This window comes from Chryseobacterium sp. D764 (genome assembly GCF_019317325.1).
Taxonomy (GTDB): Bacteria; Bacteroidota; Bacteroidia; order Flavobacteriales; family Weeksellaceae; genus Chryseobacterium.
Genome location: NZ_CP079219.1, coordinates 2529690 through 2548798 on the forward strand (window position 1 = coordinate 2529690; position 19109 = coordinate 2548798).

Here is a 19109-nt window from a genome sequence, read left to right on the forward strand (position 1 = left end):
TATATTCTTCAAGCCATAAACTGGCCTGAAGAATTATTATTATTTAAATTAAAATTTATCCCAAAATAGTTTTGTTGATACTTTATCACCTCCAATTTTTGAAGCGGCAGCATTTACATTCTTAGCATTAAGAAGGTATTCCTGGTCAGAATATTTCATTCTTACTGGTACTGATTCTACTACAGAACCTCCTGGATTTTGAAATACAGGGAAGTCTAATCTTCTTGCAAAATTCCATGCCTGGAATCCTTTATTGAACATTGCTATCCAAGCTTGCTCACCTACAGATTTTTTCCAGTTAGCAGCATTATATGGATTAGCAGCTATAAAAGTATTTGCAGTAGCTTCGGTAATACCATACTCAGTCATTGATGCTTTAATTGCAGATTCATATAAATTAGCAGCAGTATCTCCAACACTGAAACCTCTTGCAGCAGCTTCAGTTCTTAAAAACTGAATTTCAGAATAATCTAATAAAAAGCCTTGTGCATTTTCTCCAGAAATTACGTTTGTAAAGTGAGAGTAATCTTTGAAAATATTCTGGTCTCCATAAACTCCACCAACATAAGCACCAGTAACCTGTGTAAACCACGTTGCTCTTCTTGGATCTGAAGTAGTATTCATAAAATCAATTAGAACATCTGACGGAATAAAGTCATTTCTACCAGATTGAATAACATCCTGATACACAGGGTTTGACAGCAATCCCGATGGAAAAGTCTGCAGTCCGAAATTATCCATTTTGTCAGTAAATAATCCCGCAGTGTAAGCTGCTTCTGCATACGTTTTAGCCAATGCAGGGTCGCTATCCGCTAAAGTTACAGCCATTCTGAATTTCAATGAATTACCCATTTTCTTCCATTTAGTCATGTCTCCTTTGTAGATCAAATCCTTGTCATATCCACTACCAGAAGTATTAATCATAGCAACAGCAGCATCAATTCTTTTGATAAGATCCAGATACACTGTTTTTGCATCATCATAAGGAATTTCCGCACTTCCTGGATTTTCAGCGGTAGCTTTCAATGCTCCGAAATAAGGGATATCACCATATGTGTCAACCAAATTAGCCCATGCATAAACATTTACTAATTCAATCATAGCAATATTGTTATTTTTAGTAATGGGATCTACTCCTTCGGTCTCAAGAAACCTTCTGGCATCTCTTAATGCAGATAATACTCCTGGAGAATTAATTGTAGCTGATGCAGATGCCATCATACGGTTATAATGATTCCTTGGAATTGGTCTCGTCACCATATCATAGTTCGTCTCATCAGTATAAGTAGTTTCTGACCACTGCTGCGTAAAAAACCTGGTAATGTTACGGTTTACATTGGCAGACAATAGCTGGTCAAGAAGTGCATGTTCGGCACTGGCAAAAAGCACTCCTGACGGAACTTCAGTTGGGTGTTTAGGGTCTTCATTTAGTGACGTGATGTCTCTTTCACAAGATGTAAAAGTTAACGATAATGAAGCTAAACCTATAATTAAAAATATTTTTTTCATTTTCTAGAATTTTAAAGTTATATCAATCCCAATATCACGGGTAGTAGGTAGTACTCCGATAGAATTACCTTTAGCTCCTAAACCATTCCCAGTACCCGCTTCCGGATCTGCATACGGTAAGTTTTTGTGGATAATCCAAAGGTTTCTACCTACAATTGAAATTTTTGCATCACGAATAGCAGTATTAGCCAGAACAGATTTAGGAAGGTTATACCCTATACTTGCTTCTCTCAATTTTACGTAAGATGCATCATACACAAATCTTTTATTCGGCATTCTTCTATATCCGTCAACGTTACCAAAAGATCCAGGATTGATCGCAGGTGTTGTATTTACATTTCCATTTGGATTAACTCCCGGATGCACAAATCCTCCTTCTCTGTAGTCAGCAGTTTCTGCGTAAAGACCAGTTGCCAATCCGTAATACATATCGGTAGAGAATACATCTCCTCCTTTTTTCACATCAATAAGGAAACTTACTGAGAAATCTTTATAACGGAAGCTGTTTCTGATACCACCTACCCAGTCTGGTGTGATATTTCCTATAACCTGATTATTATTTCTTAAATAACGACCTGTAGCTGGATCAATTACTCTATCCCCATTCGCATTATATACATAATCTGATCCTACCAAAGCTCCAAAAGATTCTCCTACACGTGCGTTAAGGGAAACTCCTCCCTGGTAACTTGCCATTAAGTAATTCTGAGAATCACCATTTAATGCAATAACTTTATTTTCGTTTTTAGACCAGTTCACGTTAACATCCCATGTAAAATTATCTGTTTTAAATGGTGTACCATTTAACTGTACTTCGACCCCTTTATTGTCAATCTGTCCCGCATTTACAAGGAATGTTCTATATCCTGTTGCAGAAGAAACCGGCAAGTTGATAATCTGGTCAAATGTTCTTGTTTTATAGATTGCGATGTCAAAACCTAGCCTATTTTTGAAAAACTGTGCTTCCATACCGAATTCAGTTTCCTTAGATCTTTGAGGTTTCAAATTTGGATTTGCAAGGAAATAAGGCTGGTCAAATAAACCTTCACCTCTTGCTTTGAAAGTATTTACCAATCTATAATTGTTGGTAGAAGAACCTACTTCAGCGTAGTTTGCTCTCAATTTCCAGAAGCTTAACCATGGTTGTTTTACAAATTCGGATAGAATAACAGCACCTGTAACCGAAGGATATCCATAGCTGTTATTTCCTTTTGGTAAGTTAGACGATTGGTCTACACGGTAAGTACCGTCCACAAATAAGAAGTTCTTATACCCAAAAGATGCTGTTGCATATAAACTGGAAGTAACCCATTTTGCATAATTTTCATCAGGTGGAAGTATCGTTCTTACAGAGTTGGATATAGCAAAAAGCCCAGGTTTAGATAGACCTCCTTCTGTACTCATAAAAATATTATCCACAAGATTTCTTCTAACGTTCCCCCCTGCAATACCGCTAACACTTAGGTCTGAAGTAATATCAACCTTGTAATTAGCAAATAAATCAAAGTTGATCTCAGTGTTTTTCACATTGGTTCTTGCGTATCCCGAACTTACATTAAGCCCAGATGCACCAAATGCCTGAGGAAGCGATCCATTCATTAATCTCTCTTCTACAACCATCTGTAAATCATCATAAGATAGTTTTCCTGTGATTCCAAAATTTTTGGAAACATCGTATTTCAACTGAGCATAACTGAATATTCTGGTTCTGTCATCAGACTGATAATTCTGATATCTCTGGAAATATGGATTGTTCCAATATTGAGGAGTTCCATCAGCCGCTGTAGATCTGTTCCAGGAAAAGTTACTATTTCCATTGTTAGCATAAGCATCTCTTAATGCCAACACATCTACGTTGGTCTGCCACCACTGTCTGAAACCAGAAACAATATTATCTGAATAGCCCGTTTCATTACGCCCTCTCGTATCTTGTAAAGTTAAAGTTGTAAAAACAGAGGCATGTAATTTATCTGTAAAATCGTGATTAAATTTCGCAGAAATTGTATTTTTTTTAAGTTCAGAGTTAGGCATCAAACCATTAGAAAGCATATTGGAATATGACAAGGAAAGATTTGAAGTTTTGTTTCCTTTTTCAATGGTAATTGTATTAATGTATGTGACTGGTGTTTCAAAGAATTTAATAGGTCCGTTTTTCGCAGCAACCCAAGGTGTAGCTTTTCCATAGTTTGGAGAAGAAGGATCAAATGAATCCCATTGGTAAACCAATTGGTTGGGATTAAATGCAGGTCCGTAAGATGCGTCATCTACAAAGTTAGCATAATTGTAACCTCCAGGTCCAGGATCTTCGTTCCATGCCTGGCCACCATATCCTGCTCCATATTTTTTCTGATAAGTAGGGAATGTAGATTTATCGATAAATCCTGCTGTAATTCCTGAATTTAAAGTAACCCCCCAGCTTCCGTCGTTATTTCCTCTTCCGCTTTTAGTTACAATCAGGATTACCCCATCACTTCCTCTTTCACCATACAAAGCAGATGCAGCAGCACCTTTCAATACGTTTACAGATTCTATATCTTCCTGATTGATGTCTGAAAGAAAGTTACCATAATCGAATGTAGACCCGGTTACAGTATTATTGTTAACGGGTGAACCATCAATTACAATAAGTGGAGAACCTCCTGATAAAGATTTATATCCTCTGATCAAAAGGTTTGCAGATCCGCCAAAGTTGTTGTTTGTATTTACCTGTAGTCCGGCCACTTTTCCTGAAAGAAGAGAGGCTACGTTACCGGTATTGGTAGTTCCTCCGGTTAACTCTGCTGCTTTTACTTCTTCAGAAGCATAACCAAGAGATTTTTTCTCTCTTTTAATCCCGAGCGCGGTTACAACCACCCCCTCAATTTCTTTTGTTTTAATAGTATCATTCTTTTGCTGGGCGTTAGCAACAGCTATGGAAGATGACAGTACTAAAACAAGAAGACTTGCTGTTAGTTTCTTCATATCAAATTAATTTTTGTGACATTACAAATTTGTAAAACTTTCTTAATACCACAAAGCAAAATTTAAAAAAATTACAATCTATTCAATATTTTAGAAAAAAAACAACAAATAAAGTATTAAAATTAGTTAAAAACAAAATATTTAACAAAAACAAATTACTTAATTGTTAATTTCATTTAAGAAATAATAACAATCATTTAAATTGATAATATCTATATTAAATTACAACCAAGAGCAATTAAACAATTTGAATGTCAACAACTTGAAAATCGTAACAAGATAAAATGCACAAATATTCAGCACAGATATTATGCTAGACATATTTTTAAATTTAAAGAAACATTACATCTTAAAACAAAAAAAACCGCCCGAAGGCGGTAAAATATATTAAAATTGTATTATAAAAATTAGTTTCTAGCCCAGAATGGGGTAAATTTATTTTTAACAAATACATCATCTGCTGCCATGTTTGGAACATTGTTGACATTAGATTGATATTCGGAATTTGGATACAACAATCTGTTAGGCTTAACAGTTTTAAGTGAGATTGTTGGTAATGGAGTCTCCGGATAAGATGTTCTCGTATAATCAAAATAAGATTGTTCAGGGTTAATTCCTGTTAAAGCAATCCATTTTTGAGTCATGATTGCTTCAATCTTATTAGTATCAGTACCAGTCCATCCTAATTTAGGCACAGCATTTACACTTGTAATATAAGCAGAAGCACCAGAAGCACCTAGGTAAGTATACGATGCAGTAATACCAGCCTGAAAGTGAGATTGAGCTCCAGAGAATTGTGAAGGATAACGCAAAGCAGCTTCAGCTAACAAAAATTCTGTTTCTGCTTTTGTCATTAGAACACCAGCTTTTGAAGAACCTTTTTGAATTAATTCCGCTTTTCTTCCAGCTGCATCTGTAGCCCCAATTGTTTGAGATCCTGCAATTAATCCATCTCCAGCTCTTGAAACACTTCTAAGTGATGGTGCACCTGGTTGTCCAGGAGTAGCACCTTGTCTTACTCCTTCAACATTACTTGTAGAAGTCCCTGTATTATCTTTGGTTGCAACCAATGTAAAGATTCTACCCCTTCTTCCATCAACAATTCCATTAAACTTCTGATATACACTTCTAGAATCAGGAGCTGTAGCCTGTCCCTCTAAATGAACAGCATTACCATTTAAAGCAATAGCAATATGTTCTGAAGGTACAACTAATGTCCAGTTTTGAGGCTGTGCTCCTGCACTGGTATAAACATAATAGTTCATCCATGGATTTTGCTGAGCGTCAGAGCCTTGAGAATACCCAGGATTAACAGTTACATCAGCAGCATTAAATGTTGCACCTTGTAAACTTGCTAATTTTTGATCTCTAAAGGTTGCTAAATCACCTGTAACATTAGACATTCTAATAAGATATCTAAGCTTTAGTGTATTTGCGAAAGCTTTCCAGCTGCTCATAGATCCTTTGAAAACAACATCAGCACTACCTGGGTTAGTCCCTTGATTTGAATCAATCATTTGGATAGCACTTTCTATATCTGCAATGGAAGCTTTATAAATATCCTCTCCTTTATCATATTTAGGAGTCAGATTTAATTCTCTTTTGAAAGCTTCAGAATATGGCATATCTCCCCATAAATCTGTTAATGTCTGAACATAATAAGCTTTCATTATTTTAGACATCGCTTTATATTGAGTATATTCTCCTGTTGGATCACTATAATCTAAAACAAACTGAAAGTTGGAAACATTTCTGAACAATTGATCCCAAACATCTGCATAAAATGCACTGGTAATATTCGGAGAATATTCATCTACAAAAGGTGTTCCGTAGGAATAAGAGTTTCCTGCAACACTGTTCATCATTATTCCTGAAAAAAGATTTAATCTTCTTGCCTGCACATAATAACTGTTTGTAACAGCCCCTGGAAAAACAAAGTTAGGAGTCAGATCATTTACAGAAATTCTATCCGGGTTTTCATTAATATCAAGGTAATCATTACATGAAATGGATCCAAGTAATAAACTTGACAATGCAATTATATATAATTTATTTTTCATTTTCTTAATTAAAAAGTTGCGTTAATTTTAAAACCAAAAGTTCTTGTTGTAGGATATTGAGTCGTTAAAGCAATCCCAGCAGCATTATCATTGCTACTTGCCGTTTCCGGATCTGCAAAGTTTCTATTATCTTTTGAATAAATAATAATAGGATTTCTTGCATATAAGCTCAAACTAAGACTGTTGACGAAAGTAGAGTTTAAAACAGATTTTGGAACATCATAAGATATTGCAATTTCTCTTACTTTAAATGCTGTTGCATCTACCACAAGATTTTCTCCAACATTTCTGTAAATTGAACCTGACCAATATGTCGTTGCACCATTATAGTCATCACCATAAGCAGGTGTTGAATTCGGAACATATGAACCATTTACAAGCTGTACAGACCCTGGCACAACATAACCTTGTGTTCTGTCTTGGCTTGCTGTCTCCTCAAGTGCTCCAGTAAATGCTAACAATCTTTTTGAAAAGGATACAAACTTACCACCTTTACGATAATCAGCTACTGCTGATAGAGTAAACGCTTTATATCTAAAAGAAGTATTAAATGTCATCGTGTAATCAGGATTCAAACTTCCTAATACTTTTGTTGCAGAATTCACTAATGGTACCCCATTAGAGTTTACAATGATATTACCATTTGGATCTCTTTGATAAGTCGTTCCAACAATTGAATAGAAGTTCTCACCTACTACAGCTGCTAAACCAACTGAAGGAGTCGTATATGTCAAGATAGGAACTCTTTCTGCACCACTGCTTAATTCTAATAATTTTGTTCTGGACATTGCATAACCTGCATGAAGATTCCAAGTAATATCTTGTGTTTTAATTGGAGTTAGCCCTAAGTCAACTTCAAATCCTTTCATTCTAGACTTACCAATATTATCTCTGTAAGAAGATAATCCAGAACTGTTTGAAGGAGTGATACTACTAATTAAATCCTGCGTAGTAGACTGATAAACAGACCCTTCTAATGTAATTCTATCTTTCAGGAATCCTAAGGCAATATTTAAATCAAAAGTATTTACGAACTCAGGTTTAATATTAGGATTGGTAATACTAGTAGACATGATATAAGAAGGCATAGGTCCAAAAGGATATCCTGTAGGAATGATACCAGCTGCATTAACATTATATGGGTTAATACCAGATGAGTTACCTACCTTTGTGAAACTTGGAGCAATTTTCATGTAATTCAACACACTTCCTCCAAAATCAAACGCTTTAGTCGGAATAAAAGATACCCCAACTGAATAATAAGAATATGGCTTGTTACTAGTCAATCTAGTATTTGTAAGTGGGTCTCTGCTATTTACTGTATAAACAGAATTCTTTTCATATCTGAATGTTCCATTTAAGAATAAATAATCTTTGTATCCTAAGTCTACGTTTGCAAACCCTGCAAATACTCTGTTTCTGGTAGTATAATTATCCATATACCCACCATCTGCTTGAAGATCGCTACTTCCGTATTGAGATGGATTAGATACATTATTATAGTTATACCATCCTGGAATGAATAATCCTGTTCCTCCAACTGTTCTTGCAGTAGAATAGCTATCTTGAATATTATTACCTATATTAAATTTTAAATTTAGATCTGACGTTAAGTCATAATCAAAATTCAACATTAAATCTCCATAATATTTTCTGTCATTATATGTTCTGTTGAAATAATAAGCTGTAACGTCTGGAGATCCAAACTGATTTAAAGTATGAGAATCTAGGAATGGTACTCCTGTGTTAGCATAACTGATAATACCAGTAGATCCATCATTCCAGTTATCCTGCTTAGTTGTAGTAAGGTTTAAGTTCCCAGTATAACTAATGTTGATATGCTTATTAATTTCATATTGTAATGACAATATACCATTTAGATAATCTCTGTTGGTATTATATCTTGAATGCTGTGCAATCCAATAAGGATTTGTAGAATACGCTGTAAGATACCCTCCGATCCCAGAATTTCTATAATTTCTAATATCATTAGTAGATGGCATTTGTAAAATATTATCATACAAATCAGAATCAGTTTTATTAACTAGCCTACCTATATAATTGAACTGACCATCAATTCTTAGTTTTCCAAGCTTTTTCCCTCCTTTGAATAAGAAGTTATTTTGTCTCATTTTATCTCCATCCACAACAAACGTGTTATCAAGTCTGTTGATTGACATAAATGCATAGCCATCAGAACCACCTGCATTTACACTTACACCATTTTGGAAGCTAACCCCATTGGTGAAAAATTTTGAAAAATGATCCTTAACCGGGGCAAATTTTTCGTAAATAAATTTCCCATCTGCTTGTGGTAAACCACTTGGAACCAATGTACCTCCGAATCCCGGATAGTCGTATGCAGGTCCCCAAGACATATTTTCCCATGGCACATAGTTAGTACCACCGTAATCAACATCACTATAACTGTCATCCTGAACTCCTTTTCCGTATTTTTTCTGTACAAGAGGATATTTAAATCCTTGCGTAACTTCAACGGCAGAAGTTAGATTAATTTGAATTTTTTCTGATTTTGTACCTCTTTTAGTTGTAACAATAATCGCTCCGTTAACCCCTTGAGAACCGTACAAAGCAGCTCCCTGTAATCCTTTAATAACATTCACACTCTGAATGATTTCCGGAGGTAAAGAGTTAAGAACGGTAGCATCTGAAATCACATTATCAATAACAACTAAAGCCTGGTTGTTACCCGTAATTGATTTTGATCCTCTCAAAATAATTTTAAAAGTTGGATCAACAGAACTGTTTGTGTTGGTAATTTGTAGTCCAGACACTTTTCCTGTTAATGCCTGAACAGCTCCTGGAGCAGCAGCCTGATTTAGTTCTTTAGTGTTTACTATCTGCTGCGCATTTGTAACAGCGTCGGCTTTTTTCTTAATACCCAAGGCACCAGTAACAACTATTTCCTCAATATTTTTGGTTTTTAGAGTATCCTTCGTGTTTTGGGCGGACATCATCACAAATGAGGATGATAGCACAACCGCAAATACACTCGCAGTTAATTTCTTCATATCAAATTCAATTATTTTTTACAGGCTACAAATTTGTAAAACTTTCTTAAAAACACAAAGCATTTTCTTAAAAAAATATAAAAATTTCAATTATTATCAAAAAATATCGAAAATAAAATATTAATATTTATTAAAAATAAAAATTTTAACAAATACTAAAGAATAATCAGACTACATTATTCAAAAAAATACAATAAAAAATTAAATTGATGATTTTTACATAAAATAAACAAAACAACCATACAAAAAATCAAATCAAACAAATAATCATGAGATAAATTCAAAAAATAAACAATAACAATAAAGTATCATCAAATCATACATATTTTACTTTTCGTTAAAAAAATATAAAAAAACATCAAGAATCAAAAATAATAGTATAATTATCAAAAAAATAACCCTTTTTAACAAAAAACATCAATATCAGATATTTAAAAATCATCCATAAAAAAATGCCCTTATCATATCATTATACATTAGCAAAAATCATCCAGTCAAATAATAGATTAAATTATATTTGTTTTTTTAATTTTGCATCTGTCATTTAGATAAATATGGAGCTAATAAAGAACTGGTCAAACCTTTACATCGAAGCAGGATGTGATGAAGTAGGAAGAGGATGCTTAAGCGGCCCGGTAGTGGCAGCGGCGGTAATACTGGATGATAATTTCAAACAAAACCTGGTGAATGATTCAAAAAAATTAACGTTCAAAACCCGAATGGACCTTGATAGTTATATTAAAGACAATGTGAAAGATTACGCCATATCAGAACTTCCTCCTTCGTTTATTGATGAGCATAATATTCTTAATGCAAGCATTCACGCCATGCATCGGGCATTGGATAAACTTACCGTAATTCCAGAGCTTATTCTGGTAGATGGAAACAAATTCCATCCTTATAATTACATTCCACATCAATGTATTATTAAAGGAGATTCTAAGGTTTTGTCTATTGCTGCAGCATCAATTCTTGCCAAAAATTACAGAGATAAATTAATGATCCAACTTCATGAAGAGCATCCAGAATACGGCTGGGACACTAATTTTGGCTATGCTACAAAAAAACACCAGGAAGCCCTTATAAAGTATGGTCCAACATCATATCACAGACAATCTTTCAGACTGAAATATGATTGAAATAACTCATTCTCAATTATTAAATTCTCATGCCAAGATCAAAAATTTGAAATCATTCTAAATAAAATCCAAATAAAAAAAGAGAAGCAATGTCTAATTGCTTCTCTTTTTTTATTATAATTAAAGAATTATTTCTTCTTATTTTTTTGCTGTTCCTGAGTTTTTTGCTGCTCCTGAGCTTTCTCCATCATTTCTCTCATTCTCTTCTGGAACTTACCTTCTGCTTTCGGTTTTTCCTTGTTAGACTGAATCTGAGCGTGAATTTTCTTTTCATCCAGAATCACGTATTTAATCACCAGGATAATTAAGATGTTAATCGCATTCGATACAAAATAATACCAGGAAAGACCTGAAGCTGATGTATTAAGGAAGAATAGGAATGTAATCGGGAAGATATACATTAAAACCTTCATATTTGGCATTCCTTCCTGCTGAGGCTGCTGCATATTCCCTGAAGTCATGACAGTATATATCAAGATAACAACTGTACAAGCTAATGCAAAAATACTTAAGTGATCTCCAAGGAAAGGAACTTTAAACGGAAGCTTGATCAAATCATCATAAGCCGTTAAATCTTTTGCAAACCAGAACCCTTGTCCTCTAAGATCAATAAAGTTCGGGAAGAAACGGAATAAAGCATAAAAGATCGGAATCTGTACCAATGCCGGCAAACATCCCGCCATCTGATTCACTCCTGCTTTTCTATAGATCTCCATCGTAGCCTGCTGCTTCTTCATTGGATCCGCATCCTTAAATTTAGCATTCGCTTCATCAATTTCCGGACGGATCACCTTCATCATCGCACTCAATTTATGCTGCTTATACATAATTGGCGACAGGATCAATTTCACAATAATTGTCATTACAAAAATCACCCAACCTGCTGATAATCCCCACGCAGCAATAATGCTATACAGCCACATGAAGAAGTAACGGTTCATTGCTCCAATGAATGACCAACCTAACGGAAGAATTTCATCAAAGTTTTTATCATAGGATTTAAGCAATGGTAAATCCAATGGCATAAAATACCATGTGAAATCCTGGTTCAGCTCACTTCCTGTCATCTGAACAAAACCTTCATAGTTGAGTTTCTTCAAATATTCTCCTTCTTCAACATTTTCCTGATTTCCTTTGCTCTGAGTAAATCCGTTTTTAGCTTCAATTACTGAAGTAAAAAACTGCTGCTTTACACCAATCCAGTTAAGAGTTTCCTTTTCCTCTTCCATTGTCGTTCTTCCATCATAATCATAGTCTTTATAATTATTGAATGCATACGAGAATTCTGAGTGAGACTGCTCTTGAGCTCTACCTTTCTCTAGGTTTCTTACATTATAGTCCCAGATAAAATCAGCTTTATTGTCTGAAGTAATTTTGGAAAGCCCCTGAGTTCTTACTTTAAAATCAAGAGTGTATTTTGGAAGTAGCGTGTAAATGAATTGAATTACAGCACCATTATAATCTGCAGTTAAGGTTACAGCATTTCCATTAACAGAAGGTGAGAAAACTAAATCTTTAGTATTAACAATCTTTCCTGTTTTGTCTTTAAACTGAAAACCATAGTTTGAATTATTTTTAGTAATCAGATAAAGTGGTTGATCTGCATTGTCTGTTTTGTGGTTGTATGCTTTATATTTTAAAAGCTCTACTTTGGAAACCTGTCCTCCTAAGCTTGAAAATTCAAGTTTCAGTTCATTATTCCCAAGACTTGCAGTCTGGATGGAGTTAGGAGTTACATTTGGATTGATATTGTTTGCCTGAGTTTGCTTTACGGCATTTTTTACCTGTTCCGTTTTCTGCTGCTGAGCTTTTAACTCCTCTTCTTTTGCTTGTTTGTTCTGGAAATAGAACATAAAACCGAAGAGAACCAGGCATAAAACCGCGAAACTAATCATTTGTTTCTTATCGATTCCGTTGTTTTGTTGCATTTTATTTTATATTAAAATTTTAAACTTAGGATGTACCTGTAACGTACATAATTTTGAGCTGACAAAAATACTGTTTTTTTATCAAAACTCTATGCTTTACGATGTTACTATATAATAAACTCAAGCTGAGAATAATCAGCTTGAGTTTATGTATAGACGTTTATGATAAAATATTACCTTATTTCTTTTCGCAAGCCTTGATGAAAGCTCTGAATAAAGGATGCGGTGTTGCTACCGTACTCTTATATTCCGGGTGATACTGAACTCCTACATAGAATGGGTGATCAGGAAGCTCAAGTGCTTCTACCAAGCCTGTTTCAGGGTTTGTACCTGTAGCAAGGAAACCATTTTTCTCAAATTCCTGAAGATAATCACTGTTGAATTCATAACGGTGACGGTGTCTTTCAGAAATATTTTTGCTTCCGTAGATATCAAATAGTTTAGAACCGTTTTTCAAAGAACATTTCCAAGCTCCAAGACGCATTGTTCCTCCTTTATCAATTACATTTTTCTGTTCCTCCATTAATGAGATCACAGGATCCGGAGTTGCTGTATCAAATTCTACTGAATTCGCTTTTGTATGTCCTAAAACATTTCTTGCAAATTCAACAGTCATGATCTGCATTCCTAAACAGATTCCCAACATTGGAATTTTATTTTCTCTTGCATATTTTGCTGTAAGAACTTTTCCTTCAATCCCTCTGTCTCCAAAGCCAGGAGCCACAAGGATACCATTCACTCCTTTCAAAGTATCTTTAATATTTTCCTCTGTGATATCTCCACTGTATACCCATCTTACTTTTACTTCAGTTTCAAGGTCAGCACCCGCGTGTTTGAAAGCTTCAGCAATAGAAATATAGGAATCCTGAAGGGAAATATATTTTCCAACCAATGCAATCTCAACTGTTTTCTTAGGGTTCTGGAATTTCTTAAGGAAGTTCTTCCAGTCTTTAAGATCAGCTGTTTTATCACTTTTCAGATCCAGTTCTTTCAATACTACATCATCAAAGTTTTGTTTCTGAAGATACATAGGAACTTCATAGATCGTTTCCAAATCTTTACACTCAATAACGTTTTCTAAAGCAACGTTACAGAATTGAGCCAGCTTTGCTCTCTGATCTTTAGGAATTTTATGTTCTGTTCTGCAAACTAAAACATCTGCCATAATTCCGCTTTCCATCAATTGACGAACGGAGTGCTGGGATGGTTTGGTTTTTAATTCTCCACTTGAAGCCAGATAAGGCAGTAAAGTAAGGTGAATTACCATAGAATTGTGCTCTCCCAATTCCCATTTCAACTGACGAACAGTTTCAATGTATGGCAAAGATTCAATATCCCCTACAGTTCCTCCGATTTCCGTAATGATGATATCGTAATTCTGTTTTGAAAGGATTTTTATTCTACGTTTGATTTCGTTAGTAATATGAGGAATTACCTGAACTGTTTTTCCAAGGAAATCTCCTTTTCTTTCTTTTTCAATTACAGTCTGATAAATTTTTCCTGTAGTAACGTTGTTGTTTTGGGATGTAGGAGCATCAAGGTAACGCTCGTAGTGGCCTAAATCCAGATCCGTCTCCGCACCATCTTCAGTTACATAACACTCTCCGTGCTCATAAGGATTCAAAGTTCCTGGGTCGATATTGATATAAGGATCTAATTTTTGGATCGTTACATTAAAGCCGCGTGATTTTAGTAGAAGTCCCAGAGAAGCAGAAACGATTCCCTTTCCCAAAGATGAAGTTACACCTCCTGTCACAAAGATGTACTTTGTATTCTTTTTACTCATTAGATTAGGTTTGTGCAAAGTTATGGGAAAAAGAGATACAAAGCAATTATTTACATTTTGAAAATTCAAAAACACCACTCAAACAATTATAAAACCTGATAAAAATTTTTATCTATATTTGATATAAGCAAATGAAACAAAGCTATAGCCACTATGATTTCCGTTTATAAACTAACAGTGAATTTATTTCAAGTTAAAATATTTTTAATCCTCTCTCCAACTTCGAAGATAACACAAATATTATATCAGCTTTTATAAACAAAAAAGGTTTTCCATGGAACGGAAAACCTTTCTATCTTTTATATTTTACAATGTTATTGCTTAACCAATTCAAAGTAAGCCGTTACTTCAACATCTTTCGCAATCCCAGCTCCTGTAGGGTCATACTTGATTCCGTAATCCAGACGGTTTACTGTAAATTTCGTCTGAATTCCCATGATTTCTTTTCCGTCTTTATTTTTTGTAATTCCACCGAATGTAGCTGGAGCACTGATTTCTTTTTCTACCCCTTTCATAGTCAGTTTCCCTTTTACGATATAATTGTTGTTTTTATCTTTTGTAACAGAAGAACTTTTAAATTCAATAGTAGGATATTTAGCAACATCAAAAAACTCTTCGCTTATAAGATGTCTGTCTCTCATGTCTACTCCCGTATTAATGGTAGGAACACTGATTGAAAAGTTTAAATCGGCATTATCAAGATTGGCACCACTAGTCGCCGCTTTTCCGTCAAATTTATCAAATCTTCCCTGCACAAAACTAATTCCCATGTGCTTGATATTAAAATTGACCGATGAATGCATCTGGTCCACCTGCCAGGTTCCCTGTGCAAACGCCACAACACTTAAAAACGCAAATACGAAAGATAAAAATACTTTTTTCATTGTAATTATATTTTACATTAATATTTTAATTGAATGAAGCTAAGATATGAAAGATATTTCTACTGCGAATGGATTAGTTTTTAATATTAAATCCATTTAGATTCTGAAAGAAAAATGCTTTTTTATAACTTCGCAGTATGGCAAAACTGAAAACAGCATATTTCTGTCAAAACTGCGGAACACAATATCCACAATGGCTCGGACAATGTAAAAACTGTGGAGAATGGAACTCTCTGGTGGAAGAAGTGGTTGAAAAACCTTCTCATAAAACTCCCCCTTTCTCAAAAACCAAACAACATGTAATCAATATTGTTGAAGTGGTAACGAGTGAAGAGCCGAGAATAAAAACTCCTTCAGATGAACTGAACCGCGTTTTAGGAGGTGGAATTGTTTTAGGTTCCGTTACTTTGATTGGTGGTGAACCGGGAATCGGGAAGTCTACCCTTCTGCTTCAGCTTGCTTTAAAAATGAAGAAAAAAATATTCTATGTTTCGGGGGAGGAAAGTGCTTCTCAGATTAAAATGAGAGCAGACAGGCTTACGGATATTCAAAATCCTAACTGCTTCCTTTTTACTGAGACATCATTGGAAAAAATTCTTCATGAGGCAAAAAAACTAGAACCGGATTTTATGATTATTGACTCTATTCAGACTCTGCAGTCTCAACTGATAGAAAGCTCTCCGGGAACCGTTTCCCAAATCCGGGAATGCTCCAATGAAATCATCAAATATGCCAAAGAAAATAATACGCCTGTTTTTCTTGTAGGACACATCACCAAAGATGGTCAGATTGCCGGACCAAAAGTCCTGGAACATATGGTGGATGTAGTTTTGAACTTTGATGGGGACCGGAATCACCTTTTCAGATTGCTGAGAGCTAATAAAAACCGTTTTGGATCTACTTCTGAGATTGGTATCTATGAAATGGTTTCTCAGGGATTGAAAGAAATTAAAAATCCTTCTGAAATTCTGATCACCAAGAAATTTGAAGAACTTTCCGGGAACTCCGTTGCGGTAACTCTGGAGGGAAACCGGCCTATGCTTCTGGAGATTCAGGCATTGGTAAGTACTGCCGTTTATGGTACTCCTCAAAGAAGTTCCACCGGGTTTGATTCCAAGAGGCTGAATATGCTTTTGGCTGTACTGGAAAAAAGAGCAGGTTTTCAATTGGGAGCTAAAGACGTTTTCCTGAATATTACCGGAGGAATAAAAACAGACGATCCGGCACTGGATCTGGCAGTGGTAGCTTCTGTTCTTTCATCCAATGAGGATATCGCCATCTCAGAACATTACTGCTTTGCCGGAGAAATCGGATTAAGTGGTGAAATACGTCCTGTAGCACAGGTGGAACAAAGAATTACTGAGGCTGAAAAGCTTGGTTATGAAAAAATATTTGTGTCCAATCTTAATAAAATTCCGAAAAGAAAATTTGGGATAAAGATCGAAGAAGTAAGTAAGATTGAGGATTTTCATGAGAGGCTTTTCTAATATGAATGGTCAATTTTGCTGCGCAAGTCAATGGTCAATGGGGATGTAAATAAAAAATTCACAAGCGAAGCGGATTCACTATTCACTTTTAATTCATACCTTTAAGTTATGAATTATCTGGCGCATTCTTTTCTTTCTTTTACCGACGGACAGATCGTTGGTCAGTTTCTCGAAGATTTTATCCGCAACAGGGATCGTTTTTCTTTCCCGAAAGATATTCAGGACGGAATTACTTTACACAGAGCTATTGATACTTATACAGACTCCCATCCCGCGATTCATGAAGCTAAAAAAGTATTTGCTCCTTTGGTAAGATTGTATGCCGGTGCATTTGTAGATGTCTCAATGGATCACTTTGTGGCAAGAGACCTTTCCCTTAATTCTCTGACAGAATGGAAAGCCCATTCTCTTAAGGTTTACAGCGCTTTGAATGCCCATGAACAATGGCTGCCTGAAAATTTAAAAAAAATGCTGGTTAAAATGGAACAGGATGACTGGCTTTATAATTACCGTGAAGACTGGGGAATTAAATTCAGTATTCAGAATGTGCTCAATAAAGCAAAATATCTGGATAAAGATATTCCTGTTTTTGAAGCTTTTTTAAAGAATAAGGATCATCTTCAGCAATGTTATGATGATTTTTTTCCTGACCTGCTGGAACACACAAAAGGAATTAATTCATTATTACAACTGGAGAATTAAAAGCGTCCCACAAACCCTATTCCTAAAGGTCCCGCATTAATATCCCATGCAATTTTATTTTTATTTTGCTGTTTAAGATTATATTTTTTATCCTCTTCGTATTTTTCCTTTCTTTTCATAAATTTATCGATCCCTTCAACAATGGCAATACTCATAATAGCACTTAAAGTAACATCAGAAAACCAATGAGCCCCTTCAAGCAATCTTGAAACCGGAACAACAGACCCTACAGCTAAAATTCCACCTTTTACCCATGGATTTTCAAATTGTTTGGATAATGCATAGCTCGTTGTGATGGAAAGCACAGTATGTCCGGATGGAAAGCTCCTGAAATTGGCATCTCTTCCGTATGGTTTGAAGAAGTGTTTTCCAAGTCCGGATCCCGGTCTGGCTCTTCCCGTTGCCGATTTTGAAATTTGCTGAATAGCTCCTGTTGCACTTGCTGCTGTAATCATCAGAACTCCTGTTCTTCTCAGCTTTTCATTATTAATCAAAAGACCCGTTACATACACAGCACCCGTAATACCATAATTGATCTGTGGACTCCCAAAATACCACCCGAATTTTTTTAAAACATTAGGCACATTTTCCCTATTTCTGATAAAGGCACGGCTGATGTCTTCATCTGCAAGGTATATCATTCCTACAGTAGCAACAGTAGCTCCTAATCTAATATAATCTTTCTTCTCCCAGGATAAAGGACGCGTAAAAGCATTCCCAAAACCTCCCGCCATTGTCACAAGATCATATTTAAAATGTCCCCAAATATCATTTTTCCTGTTCCTATTCTTTGTGAAAGAATACTGTGGATCAGTTTCATCCAAATGTAAAAGTGATATCGAATCTTTGTCTGCAATAAGACTGTCAGAAGCATTATTAACAATGAGACTGTCCTGTTGGGCAAACAATGTGAAAGAAATTAATATGGCAAATACAGTAAGCGCTTTTCTTCTCTTCATAACCTAATAAAAACAAGACGCAAAACTATCTAATTAATATTATTTTATGTTAAATGAAAAGTTTTTAAAATAAATAACGATGATTAATGATTTCGATTATAATTTTAAATGCAAAAACAAATCGAATTAAAATTGCTTAAATAAATAACGGTTGGGATACGTCATCTTCTCACTTTTCCTTTCTCCTTTTACAATGATGTGAACGATATTGATCTGATCATCGAAAAGGTTGTACAGAAAACTTACCGCAGTTTCCACTTTTTTAGGTGTGGCTACAGGTTCAGATTCGAGAAATATATCTACAGATTCCTGATCTTCTTCATAACCAATATAGTTTACTTTCAAAAATTTGTTATCTGCTTTTAATTTGAAATATTCCGAACAGTATTTTTGCAGGGCCTCATTCAATTTTGCTTTGTATTTTTCATCATTAAAATGAAAAGATCCCCCATATTTTTTTCCCAATCCGTTTTCCATATCATCTAGGAAGAATCGCCCGGTCACTTCAAATGTTCTGGATTTTGAATTATAATTAATTTCCACAGAGCCTACATGATAGGGATGAAAAACTTCATCACCCGTAAAACTCTGAAATACCAAGGTTACGAATAAAAAAAATCCAAAAAAAAGCTTACCCGACATGAATTCTATTTTTACAGCAA

General features: G+C 35.0%; 12 protein-coding genes. 3 read left to right on the forward strand and 9 right to left on the reverse strand.

All coding sequences use genetic code 11. From position 1 onward, the window contains the following. Window positions 1–48: 48 nt before the first annotated feature. The 4 genes from KYG33_RS11405 to KYG33_RS11420 all read right to left on the reverse strand — a co-directional run bounded on the left by KYG33_RS11405 (window position 49) and on the right by KYG33_RS11420 (window position 9505). On the reverse strand, window positions 49–1509 hold the full coding sequence (locus KYG33_RS11405; protein ID WP_077418972.1) for a SusD/RagB family nutrient-binding outer membrane lipoprotein: 1461 nt from the start codon (window positions 1507–1509) through the stop codon (window positions 49–51). A 3-nt stretch (window positions 1510–1512) separates the two neighbouring features. After that, entirely contained in the window at window positions 1513–4470 is a 2958-nt protein-coding gene (locus KYG33_RS11410; RefSeq protein WP_077418971.1) for a SusC/RagA family TonB-linked outer membrane protein, read from the reverse strand. Window positions 4471–4877: 407 nt separating this feature from the next. Further along, window positions 4878–6530, reverse strand: coding sequence for a SusD/RagB family nutrient-binding outer membrane lipoprotein (locus KYG33_RS11415; RefSeq protein WP_219071768.1), 1653 nt, complete (start codon window positions 6528–6530; stop codon window positions 4878–4880). Between the two features lie 8 nt (window positions 6531–6538). Further along, entirely contained in the window at window positions 6539–9505 is a 2967-nt protein-coding gene (locus KYG33_RS11420) for a SusC/RagA family TonB-linked outer membrane protein (RefSeq protein WP_257468761.1), read from the reverse strand. A gap of 611 nt (window positions 9506–10116) precedes the next feature. Between KYG33_RS11420 and KYG33_RS11425 the strand changes: the two genes are divergently transcribed. Beyond that, complete coding sequence (locus tag KYG33_RS11425) at window positions 10117–10701, forward strand: ribonuclease HII (RefSeq protein ID WP_219071770.1); 585 nt, start codon at window positions 10117–10119, stop codon at window positions 10699–10701. Between the two features lie 128 nt (window positions 10702–10829). Here KYG33_RS11425 and yidC read toward each other — a convergent pair whose 3' ends face one another. From yidC to KYG33_RS11440, 3 genes are all read right to left on the reverse strand, one after another. Then, complete coding sequence (gene yidC, locus KYG33_RS11430) at window positions 10830–12629, reverse strand: membrane protein insertase YidC (protein ID WP_077418967.1); 1800 nt, start codon at window positions 12627–12629, stop codon at window positions 10830–10832. Between the two features lie 178 nt (window positions 12630–12807). Further along, window positions 12808–14415 (reverse strand): CTP synthase, encoded by a 1608-nt coding sequence (locus KYG33_RS11435; protein ID WP_219071771.1) that lies wholly within the window; start codon window positions 14413–14415, stop codon window positions 12808–12810. Between the two features lie 314 nt (window positions 14416–14729). Further along, complete coding sequence (locus KYG33_RS11440) at window positions 14730–15299, reverse strand: YceI family protein (protein ID WP_077418966.1); 570 nt, start codon at window positions 15297–15299, stop codon at window positions 14730–14732. Between the two features lie 137 nt (window positions 15300–15436). On the opposite strand from KYG33_RS11440, the gene radA reads away from it, so the two are divergent. Further along, window positions 15437–16786, forward strand: coding sequence for a DNA repair protein RadA (gene radA, locus KYG33_RS11445; protein WP_077418965.1), 1350 nt, complete (start codon window positions 15437–15439; stop codon window positions 16784–16786). A gap of 108 nt (window positions 16787–16894) precedes the next feature. After that, on the forward strand, window positions 16895–17488 hold the full coding sequence (locus tag KYG33_RS11450) for an ACP phosphodiesterase (RefSeq protein WP_219071772.1): 594 nt from the start codon (window positions 16895–16897) through the stop codon (window positions 17486–17488). On the opposite strand, the gene KYG33_RS11455 is transcribed toward KYG33_RS11450, so the two are convergent. Next, on the reverse strand, window positions 17485–18447 hold the full coding sequence (locus KYG33_RS11455) for a phosphatase PAP2 family protein (protein WP_219071773.1): 963 nt from the start codon (window positions 18445–18447) through the stop codon (window positions 17485–17487). The genes KYG33_RS11450 and KYG33_RS11455 overlap by 4 nt on opposite strands. A gap of 126 nt (window positions 18448–18573) precedes the next feature. Then, window positions 18574–19089, reverse strand: a complete 516-nt coding sequence (locus KYG33_RS11460) for a DUF6702 family protein (protein ID WP_077418962.1) — start codon at window positions 19087–19089, stop codon at window positions 18574–18576. Between the last annotated feature and the right edge of the window lie 20 nt (window positions 19090–19109).

Bases quoted from the DNA above. Each gene is read 5' to 3' on its own strand.
- KYG33_RS11405 (WP_077418972.1), bottom strand. From the start codon at position 1,509: ATGAAAAAAATATTTTTAATTATAGGTTTAGCTTCATTATCGTTAACT.
- KYG33_RS11410 (WP_077418971.1), bottom strand. From the start codon at position 4,470: ATGAAGAAACTAACAGCAAGTCTTCTTGTTTTAGTACTGTCATCTTCC.
- KYG33_RS11415 (WP_219071768.1), bottom strand. From the start codon at position 6,530: ATGAAAAATAAATTATATATAATTGCATTGTCAAGTTTATTACTTGGA.
- KYG33_RS11420 (WP_257468761.1), bottom strand. From the start codon at position 9,505: ATGTCCGCCCAAAACACGAAGGATACTCTAAAAACCAAAAATATTGAG.
- KYG33_RS11425 (WP_219071770.1), top strand. From the start codon at position 10,117: ATGGAGCTAATAAAGAACTGGTCAAACCTTTACATCGAAGCAGGATGT.
- yidC (WP_077418967.1), bottom strand. From the start codon at position 12,629: ATGCAACAAAACAACGGAATCGATAAGAAACAAATGATTAGTTTCGCG.
- KYG33_RS11435 (WP_219071771.1), bottom strand. From the start codon at position 14,415: ATGAGTAAAAAGAATACAAAGTACATCTTTGTGACAGGAGGTGTAACT.
- KYG33_RS11440 (WP_077418966.1), bottom strand. From the start codon at position 15,299: ATGAAAAAAGTATTTTTATCTTTCGTATTTGCGTTTTTAAGTGTTGTG.
- radA (WP_077418965.1), top strand. From the start codon at position 15,437: ATGGCAAAACTGAAAACAGCATATTTCTGTCAAAACTGCGGAACACAA.
- KYG33_RS11450 (WP_219071772.1), top strand. From the start codon at position 16,895: ATGAATTATCTGGCGCATTCTTTTCTTTCTTTTACCGACGGACAGATC.
- KYG33_RS11455 (WP_219071773.1), bottom strand. From the start codon at position 18,447: ATGAAGAGAAGAAAAGCGCTTACTGTATTTGCCATATTAATTTCTTTC.
- KYG33_RS11460 (WP_077418962.1), bottom strand. From the start codon at position 19,089: ATGTCGGGTAAGCTTTTTTTTGGATTTTTTTTATTCGTAACCTTGGTA.